This window comes from Mucilaginibacter calamicampi (genome assembly GCF_042676765.1).
Taxonomy (GTDB): Bacteria; Bacteroidota; Bacteroidia; order Sphingobacteriales; family Sphingobacteriaceae; genus Mucilaginibacter; species Mucilaginibacter calamicampi.
Window position 1 is genome coordinate 871,870 of sequence record NZ_JBHTHU010000001.1, and the last position, 9,956, is coordinate 881,825.

7 protein-coding genes are annotated in these 9,956 nt (G+C 41.8%); 4 read left to right on the top strand and 3 right to left on the bottom strand.

Annotated features, from left to right (window positions below; translation table 11 throughout):
* Positions 1 to 57: 57 nt before the first annotated feature.
* Positions 58 to 714, bottom strand: coding sequence for a 4'-phosphopantetheinyl transferase family protein (locus tag ACFQZS_RS04060; protein WP_377097532.1), 657 nt, complete (start codon positions 712 to 714; stop codon positions 58 to 60).
* Positions 715 to 1,031: 317 nt separating this feature from the next.
* Between ACFQZS_RS04060 and ACFQZS_RS04065 the strand changes: the two genes are divergently transcribed.
* From ACFQZS_RS04065 to ACFQZS_RS04075, 3 genes are all read left to right on the top strand, one after another.
* Positions 1,032 to 2,672 (top strand): cyclic peptide export ABC transporter, encoded by a 1,641-nt coding sequence (locus ACFQZS_RS04065; RefSeq protein ID WP_377097533.1) that lies wholly within the window; start codon positions 1,032 to 1,034, stop codon positions 2,670 to 2,672.
* 17 nt (positions 2,673 to 2,689) lie between these two features.
* Positions 2,690 to 3,502, top strand: a complete 813-nt coding sequence (locus ACFQZS_RS04070; RefSeq protein ID WP_377097535.1) for a prohibitin family protein — start codon at positions 2,690 to 2,692, stop codon at positions 3,500 to 3,502.
* A 345-nt stretch (positions 3,503 to 3,847) separates the two neighbouring features.
* On the top strand, positions 3,848 to 4,408 hold the full coding sequence (locus ACFQZS_RS04075; protein ID WP_377097537.1) for a YcjF family protein: 561 nt from the start codon (positions 3,848 to 3,850) through the stop codon (positions 4,406 to 4,408).
* 58 nt (positions 4,409 to 4,466) lie between these two features.
* Here ACFQZS_RS04075 and ACFQZS_RS04080 read toward each other — a convergent pair whose 3' ends face one another.
* A complete protein-coding gene (locus ACFQZS_RS04080) occupies positions 4,467 to 5,192 on the bottom strand; it encodes a thioesterase II family protein (protein ID WP_377097539.1) in 726 nt (241 codons plus the stop codon).
* Entirely contained in the window at positions 5,192 to 5,974 is a 783-nt protein-coding gene (locus tag ACFQZS_RS04085; RefSeq protein ID WP_377097541.1) for a helix-turn-helix domain-containing protein, read from the bottom strand. Before ACFQZS_RS04085 ends, ACFQZS_RS04080 begins: the two co-directional genes overlap by 1 nt.
* A gap of 462 nt (positions 5,975 to 6,436) precedes the next feature.
* On the opposite strand from ACFQZS_RS04085, the gene ACFQZS_RS04090 reads away from it, so the two are divergent.
* Positions 6,437 to 9,956, top strand: a 3,520-nt coding sequence (locus ACFQZS_RS04090) for a non-ribosomal peptide synthetase (RefSeq protein WP_377097543.1), incomplete at its 3' end; no start/stop codon positions are given.

Sequence of the window (9,956 nt, forward strand, 5' to 3'; positions counted from 1 at the left end):
CGATTTGAGCCTGTAAATATATAATTTACAGGCTTTTTGTTTTCCCTTAAAGCACGACTATTTAAGTATATAGCAAAGGCTTACTATATAGTCATTATGTTTTAGCCATTGTATGCGCACCTGGCTTAGGTCTATGGCATTATTCCCTATTAACAGTTCCGACTCGGGTATGAAACTTAAGCCGTCCCATTTTAAATTTACATCTGTAAAATCAAGAAAAAGGCCCGTCAATGGATATTGCAGCTTATAAAAACTTTCCTTAACAGAAAACAACAGCATAGCAAAAATATCCTGTTCGTTTTTAAAGTCATTTTCCAAAAGCAGATACTCTTGTTCCGTATAAAGCATCCGCCACATCTCTTCGGTTATGCTGCCTATTTTTTCAATATCAAGGCCAATACTTTTAAAAATGTTGGTATTAACGGCAACTGCACCGCAAAAATCATTGGCATGACTTATTGACCCTGTAAATCCCGGCGGCCAAAGGGGTTGTTTATCTTCAACGCGCAATAGCTCAATGTTTTTTAACCCGAATTGGGCAAGCGCCTGTTTTGCACAGAAGCGGCCGGTGCTAAAATCGCGGATACGTTTTTTTGCTGCGCCGGCAACAATTGCCTTTTCTGCAGCAGTTAGCAACGTGTCATCTATAAAAACATCAGTAAAATACTGCGCTATCTGTGCATCTAAAACCAATAATGGGCCGGGCGTATTCAAATAACCTTAATTAAATGTTATACCGCCAAATATAGGCATATAATCAAGATGTAATTTCTAATTAACCCAAGCGCAAATTAAGCTCGGTGCAAGGCAAACACGTGCATTCCAGCTATATATGTCAGATATGTATTAGGCAGGGGAGCTTTTTTTATAAAAACCCGCCGTTACACCTCTGTAACTGCTTTAAAATGATAGATTTGCTAACAACATTGTTAAAAATATTATTATTTTTGAAATGATAATATTCAACCCATACCATTTATCATTTCTGAGGGGGGCGTAACCTACCACGTAGCCTGACGAGAGACCTACATATGAACTATCAGGTTTTAATTAACTTTATCAAAAGAGAGTCGGACGGGAAACTCTATAAAACCATCCTGGCTATGACCGCAATTTCCGGTTTGGCTAACGCGGCGCTTTTGGCCGTTATCAACTATTCTACCTCAAAAATTGTAGAGCATTCCTATAATACACAGCTTATACTGATAGCTATTATTGTATACCTTATTTATGTGCTCACTAAAAGCCGGGCGCAGAAACTTACAGCTGTTTTTGCCGAAACCGTGGTATACAATGTGCGCGAAAGGATAGTAAAATACCTGATCAATACCGAACTGCAGGAGTTTGAAGAGTTGGGCCACGCCCAGATATACACCCGGCTTACTAAAGATACTAACGAGATAAGCAGCTCTTCATCGCTCATTGCCAATGGTATACAGTCGGCAGTTCTGGTGTTTTTTGCATTGATCTACCTGGGCTTTCTGAATACAACCGCGCTATTTATTACCATTGTGATGGTAGCAATTGCTATTTCAAACTACTTTATCAACAGCAATAAGATTAAAAAGGAAATAGGCGAGGCCACAGACTTAGAAACCGTTTATTTTGAAACACTTAACGAGGTAACCGGTGGGTTCAAAGAAATAAAACTTCACCAGGAAAAAAAGAAAAACCTTTTTGACATCAAACTGCAATCTGTTGCTAAAAAGCTGAAAGAGAAAAAGACCATTACATCGGCCAAAATATCCTTTTACTTTGTTTTTGCGCAGGCATTTTTTTATGCCCTGTTATGCACAATGGTGTTTGTGGTGCCTGTGTTAGATGGCAGCGTATTGAAGGACCTGGCCAAGATAACACCTACCATACTATTTATTATAATCCCGTTGAGCGAGGCCGTTGCCACGTTTGATGTGGTGAACCGCGCCACGGTTGCCGTTTTTAACCTGGATCAGTTGGAAGAGCGCCTTAAAAAGAACGCATTTGGCCATGCGGAAGATATAGTGGTGAATGAAGTTTTTAACGATTTTAAAGCTATACAATTAAACCATTTGCATTTTGCTTACTATGACCACGCTGGGAAAGAACAGTTTGCCATAGGGCCTATTGATGTTGAAATTAATAAAGGCTCAACAATTTTTATTGTTGGCGGAAACGGAAGCGGTAAATCTACTTTGGTTAGGTTATTAACCGGCTTGTACCAGCCCGATAACGGTACTGTTTCTATTGATGGTGAGCAAATAACGGAAGACAATATCCGCGAATACAGGGAATTGTTTGGTGTTATTTTTTCAGACTTTTTCCTGTTTTCTGAATTATACGGCGTTAAAGATGTGAAAGAGAAAAATGTATTCCGGTTGTTGAAACAGATGGAACTGTCTGACAAAACGGGCTACAAAGATGGCGCTTTCACCCACTTAAACCTGTCTACCGGGCAACGCAAAAGGCTGGCAATGATAGCCACCTTGTTAGAAGACAAGAACGTGCTGGTATTTGATGAATGGGCCGCAGACCAGGACCCCGAGTTCAGAAAGTATTTTTATAACGACCTGTTACCCGAATTTAAATCGCAAGGCAAAACAGTGATCGCCATTACGCACGACGATCAATACTTTAACAAGGCCGATAAGATATATAAAATGGAGTATGGCAAATTCAACGAATTTAAAGTTTGATTATAAATTTTAGTACAGTGACTCAAAGAAAAACTAACATAATAATTGCGTTGCTGGTATTTTTACTGGTATTTGTAATTTATTATAACCGGATTGTTATGATTAACGGACCCGGACAGGCATCAGTAATATTTAAACCTTTTGAAGGGGGAGTAGATACCGACGTAACTTATGGCGAAGGCATGTATTTTATCCTTCCCTGGAATACCAGCTACCAGTTTAACGTAAGAGAGCAGGCTGTTAACGACACGCTTTCTGTGCTTGTGCGAGACGGGGTGAACGTAAATATTAGGGTAAATTACCGGTATTATCCTATTAAAGATAGCCTCTCGACAATTTTGTCGCGCTTTGGGCCAAATTATGAAAAGGTTTTTGTGAAACCAGAGGTGGCTTATGCAGTAAGAGAGCGTATGTCTGCAATGGATCCGGAGGAAATTTATTCGTCAAAACTGAGACAGTTAAAAGTTCAGGCCAACCAAAACTCGCTGGATAGGGTGGCAGATGGATCGATCAAGATATCGGATGTTTTGATCATAGACATACAACTGCCGCACCGCGTTACCGAATCAATTGAAAATAAGCTGCGGGAGGAGCAATTATCGCAGGAGTATGATTTTAAGATAAGTATTGCCGAAAAAGAAAGAAAAATCAAGACACTTGAGGCACAGGCAATAAAGATATCAGAAGATACAATCAGTAAGGGTCTTACTGAAAACTATTTAAGATTCAGGCAAATAGAAGCATTAGAAAAATTATCTAAATCGCCTAATGCCAAAACTATTGTATTACCTGCTAACTCAAAAACGCCAATATTGCTTTCAGGGCAGTAACGGTGCATTGCTTTTAACTAATTTTTAAAAACTTATTTAGCATAAAAATGACGTTTATTCTAGCTTATCTCATTTTGGCCACCATATGTGGTTACGTGGGGCAAAACACACGCGTTGGATTTTGGGGATGTATGATTATTAGCCTGATCCTTACGCCCATATTAACGTTGATATTGTTGTTGTTATTTAAGGAACAGCTAAGCAAGCCGAAACAATAACACTCTGTATTGCCGCTTAATAGCGTAAAATCATACAGGTGAGTATAATACGGTTAAATACCTGCAATTATACTTGTGCGTTACCAACTACGGGGCTAAATTTGGCTAACCTTTAAAACTAGAAACAATGAGCGAAAAAACCGCAGAACACCACACCCAACAGCGTCGTTTAAATGACGAAGAGAAAGTACTTGGCCGAAAAGCAGGCGAACTGAGAGCAGAGGGCGTTAGCGAACACCAGATAGATGCAGAAGCTGTAGTACAAAACTACATGTTATGGACCGGCGCCGCAGGCGTTATCCCAATGCCGTTGGTTGATTTTGTAGCCATCAGCTCTATCCAATTGGCTATGCTTAAAAAAATAGGCGATATCTATGGTTTTAGCTTTAGTTCAAATCTGGGTAAATCACTCATTTCATCACTTACCGGAAGCTATGCAGCCAGTGCATTGGGCCACGGTATTGGCAGAAGCCTGTTACGCAGCATTCCAATTATAGGTGGTATTACCTCTATTCTTGCTATGCCGGGTTTCGCAGCGGCATCTACGTATGCTTTAGGCAAAGTATTTATTTTACATTTTGAATCGGGCGGTACATTTCTTGACTTTGATCCTGTTAAATCAAAAGAGTACTATGCCAAGTTTTTAAAAAGCAAAATGGAAACAAAGACAGAAGCAGCAGCTAAATAATAACGCTGACAGCTTTATAAAATAAAACAAAAGGGGCGCAATTTGCGCCCCTTTTGTTTTAGCGGCTATTAATAGCATTGATGATGATACGCGAAAATGGAACTGGATATTGGCTGATAAAAAAATGATGCCCATCAAGCTGATAAAATTTTGTTTCCCCCTCAGTTTCTTTGCCCCAATCGTTTATATGCTCCGGTAAAATATCATCGTTGTTGCCGTTGATAATGGTGAAAGGAAGTTGCAGCTTACCGGAATAGGCATTGTTGGTAGAATCATAACACGCCAGATCATTACGTAATATGGGCAACAAATAGTTCATCAGGTCTTTTTCGGCCGCTATTTCTTCCCGCAAACTGCCTATCTCTTTAAAATAATCTATCAGTTCGTCGTCGTTTAAATGAAGTAGTTGTTTTTTGGGTGTAGTAACCGGCGAACCCTGCCCGGAAAAGATTGCCATTGCAGGATACAACAAATCCTTTTGTCTGTTTAACTCATGGAGCATAGCCAACCCAATCACCGTCCCCAGGCTGTGGCCGTATAATACCACCTTGCCGGGTTTCAATTTATGCAACAGCAAACGGTACTGGGTTATCAAATTAGCTACCAACAACTTCATGTCGCTGATAAGCGGTATATCACTCTTATTTCCACGACCTGGATATTCTAATGTTACCAGTTCAATTTCAGGCGGCAGCAGGGGTGTCAAAAAATTGTAGCAGTAACTGTTGGCACCTGCATAGGGCAAAGCCAACAACAATGTTTTGTTATAATTTGGTGTGTACATTAAATAACCACTATACTATCAAATCTAACGGTCAGCATCAATCGTAAGCAGGCATTTCTAAAATCATGATACTTATTAAATAAGGCGGGTTCTATCTGTATATTCTTTTCTTCGGGTAGCTGAAAGATAAGGCCTTGTATAGTGCCTTCTCTTAGTGCGATGAGAATTTCGAGAAAGCGGTAGTCAACAATGCCGGTTTCCTCTATAACATCTATACGCGTGTTATTGAGATATTTGATAATGATATCGGTAAATGATATGGAAACGAAATTATTAAAAGCTAACTGCCCCAGATCAACTGCAGACCGATCTTCTTTTATCAATTGTTCGTTATAAATATAAACGCCGCCTTCTTTGTTACAAAGCAAAGCAATATGGTTTTTATTGTGCAAAATTTCGGCAAGCAGCATCACCAGCCTGTCAAGCGTAACGCTGTTTAACGATATCAGCGCCTCTCGGCGTTTTACTTCAAAAAGCGCCTTCTCATCAATATTTTCATTTAAAAAATCTTTCAGCATTTTTATTTTGCTCAGCGGAAAGCCCAGTTGTCGCAGCTCATATACAATATTAAGCCACACAAAATCTACGAATGAAAACTTATGCCAGTTGCGGCTGTTAGATCGTTCGCGCAGCATCAGTCCGCTGGTTTCCCAACTGTTTATAGTACGGTAGGAGATACCCAGATCGTTTACGGTAAGTACAGGGTTGAATATTTTATCGCAAATACCAAATACCTTAAAAATGTTTTCCACATTGTCTTTAAGGAATACTTCTCCAAACATAACAATTCAAGGTTTAAGTAGGTTTTTGCCGGTAAATATTATCGGTTAATTATTAATATCAAAAAATATCTGCAATCATTTTACCTATGCGCCGCAATTACCCAAGCAGAAGCACCTAAACGTTTAGGATGGCTTAAATATAAGTTTAATCGCGAGTTAAATTAAAAGAACACTAAAAATTTCACGTAGCGTCATTTAATGCAGACATTACAAATTGGCAAAAAAAACTTGAAATTGTAGTATTTTTACTTTGAAACCAAAGAAATAATGTATCTTCCTACCGAAAATACATCTATTTTCTCAAAACTTATCTTATTGCTTTATAATTAAATCTTGTTTAATAAAATCTGTAGCCTTATCCGGTAAATTTTATTATTTTAATTTTCCGGTTCCATATTAAATCCAAATGTGCATAGATAATACGCACGTTATTTATTATAGCTACGTCTATTAAATAATAAAATGGAACACTTTAACCTTATCACACCTAACAATAGTTTGCCAATTTCCGAGTCGCAGAAGCGTTTTTTCTTGGAATGGGCGTTGTCTCCTGATGAAAGTAATTATAATATGTCGCTGGTTTATAAAATAACCGGTCGGTTGAATAAAGAATACTTTAAAAAAGCCTGCGAGCACTTTATCAAAACCAACGAGGTAGTTCATGCCAAATTCAATGCTTTAGGTAATGAGTGTTACTATTGCGATTATGGCATTGATGATTTTTATAAAGAGTTAACGCTTAACCCCGATAAAATACTAAAGCAGCAGCTGGAAGATTTTATTAATAAACCTTTTGACCTAACCAGCGATGTATTATTAAGATTTTACTTATTAAATACCGCCGACGAAAGTGATGATACGCATTATTTTATATTTACACCTCACCATGTTATAATAGACGGTATTTGCGGGCGCGTGATCAAGGTGCAGTTAGAAAATGCATATAACCGTTTATATAACCACCAGGACCTGGATCTAAGCGTGCCATTTACCTTTACCCAGGCAATTGAGCAGGAACAACTGATAGTTAATGAGAGCTTTAAACAAAGTGCCCGCAAGTTCTGGTTAGATTTTATTGAAGATATTCCCTTTAAAGTTAGCCTGCCCTCGAATGCAGAAGCTCACGGTAACACAGATGGGCCTTTAATAGACAAAGCGAAATTGATTTATTTTCAGTTAGATGCCGCGGATACTGCGCAGCTAAGCGCCTTTGCAAAAGAAAATAGAACGACTGTTTTCATAGTGCTATCCGCAATATTTGGATTAGCGCTTAATAAATACAGTAACCAGGAGCGCTTTTTATTGGGATACCCCATAGATTTTCGCCCACGTGGTTTTAAGGATGTTATAGGTTGCTTTGTTAATAATATTCCATTTAAACTGGAATTTGATAAGTATGATAGCCTGAATGATATTTTAAATGCATTAAGCGTGCAACGCAAGGAAGTTAAAGCGCACCAGGGTTATTCGCTAAAAGATATTGTACACGACCAGCGACTGCATGGAAACGGTAATACCGACAACTTTTTTAATGTCGGTATTACGCAGTCTGATTTAAATAGTAATGGCATAAAGTTATTAGATACCGAATCGGTAGGCCTTGATATAGCAACCAATTTAATTTACGATCTCGGGCTTACCTATGATGATCATGGTGCCGATGTGATTAAATTTAAAATTGAATTCAGAGAGCGGCTTTTTAATGTTGATTTTTTTGAACGCTTTGTTGAATCTCTCAGAAATTGCCTGATCGATGGCATAAATAATAAAATAAGCTCTTTAAAGAATTATTCTGTTCTCAGCGATTCCGAGCAATCACTACAATTAGTAGCCTGGAACACTACAGAAAAGCCTTACCCGGATACGGAAACGATCCACGGAATGTTCGAGGATCAGGCGGCGAAACACCCGGGCAGCACAGCGCTGGTATACGAAGGACAAACACTAAGCTACGGTGAGCTGAACGAACGGAGCAATGCGCTGGCAAGACATATCAGAAAAACCTACCAAACCAGAACAGGATCATCAATGCCACCGGACACGCTGATCGCATTGCTGCTGGAGCGGAGCCTTGAAATGGTGATAGCCATATTGGCCGTGTTAAAAGCCGGAGGCGCTTATGTACCGCTGGATAAGGACTATCCAAAAGAGCGGATAGCCTACCAGCTAACCGACAGCGGGGCCGAGCTGATCCTGACGCAGCGGCACCTCAACCCGGAACTTCCTGCAGACCAGCTTATCTATACCGATCTGAACGAATCGTTCTACCGGACAGAAGAAAGCACGAACCTGCCCAGGTACAGCAATGCAGCCAACCTGGCCTATGTGATCTATACCTCAGGTACCACAGGTAAACCCAAAGGGGTGATGATAGAACATGGAGGGATCGTCAACCGGATAGCGTGGATGCAGGCCATGTACCCGCTGAACGGATCAGACGTTGTATTACAGAAGACCCCGTATGTATTCGATGTATCGGTATGGGAACTGTTATGGGCCAACTGGTACGGCGCACGCATTGTTCTTGCCCGTCCGAAAGGGCATAAAGACAGCAGCTACCTGGACGAACTGATAAGCAGCGAAGGGGTAACCACCTTACACTTTGTACCGGGTATGCTTTCGGCCTATGCAGGCTACCTGGAAGAAAGCGATAAAAAGCTGAACGGCAGCATCCGGCAGCTGTTCTGCAGTGGCGAAGCCCTGAGCCAGGCGGTAGTAGACCGCACGTATCAGCTGTCAGCAAAAGAAAACTTCCGGCTGCATAACCTTTACGGACCTACCGAAGCTTCAGTAGACGTAACCTATTATGAAACACAAGCAGCAAACAAAGTCTGCATCGGTAAACCGATCTGGAACACGCGTGTATATGTGCTGGACAAGTACCATCAGCCCGTACCGCTAAACGTCCCCGGGGAGTTATACATTTCGGGTGCAGGATTGGCGCGGGGCTATCTGAACCAGCCGGAGCTAACAGCCGCCAGGTTCATAACGAACCCCTTCGCCGAAACAGGCTACGAGCGGATGTATAAAACAGGCGACGTAGTACGCTGGACGAAGGCAGGAGAACTGGAGTACCTGGGGAGGAACGACGAGCAGGTAAAGCTTCGGGGTTACCGTATAGAGTTGGGGGAGATAGAGAACGCGCTGCAGCGGCTAAGCGGTATCAGGCAAAGCAGCGTACAGTTAAAGCAAAAAGGAACTCACAAATACCTGGCAGCGTATTATACAGGGGAAAACAAGCTGCAGGAAGAGCTGATGGCAGCACTTTCGGCCCAACTGCCGGAATACATGGTACCTGTGAGCTATGTGTGGCTGGAACGTTTCCCTTTGACCGTAAACGGGAAGCTGGACAAGCGATCGCTGCCGGAGCCGGATCAGACCCAGGGAGAAGAAAGCTACACGGCCCCACAGACAGAAGCAGAACAGGCCCTGTGCGTAATCTGGCAGGAAGTACTGGGCCTGGAACGGGTAGGGGTAACAGACGACTTCTTCCGTATCGGGGGCGACTCGATATTGAGCATCCAGGTATCCGGTAGGATCAGGCAGCAGGGTTACAACTGCCAGGTAAGGGACCTGTTTGAATGCAGGACGATCAGCAAGCTATCGGCCCTGCTGAGCAGCAGGCAAAGCCAATCACCGGTAAAAGCAGAACAAGGCCAGCTCACTGGCGAACTAAGCCTGCTGCCGGTACAGGAATGGTTTTTGAGCCAGGTGGATAAGGGCAGCTTTAAAAAGCCGGGCCACTGGAACCAAAGCTTTTTGATCCGTGTACCCGAACTGGAAACAATCCAACTGGAAGCCGCGCTAAAAACGCTGGTAGGCTACCACGATGTATTGCGGATGCAGTACCTTAAAGAAGGAAGCGGCTGGAAACAGCGCTATACCTCGGAACCCCATCACCCCACGCTGCAGACCCAGGATATCAGCCGGCTCAGCGAAGCGGGATTACAGGAATTGCTGACCAGCTGGCAAAGCGGCTTCA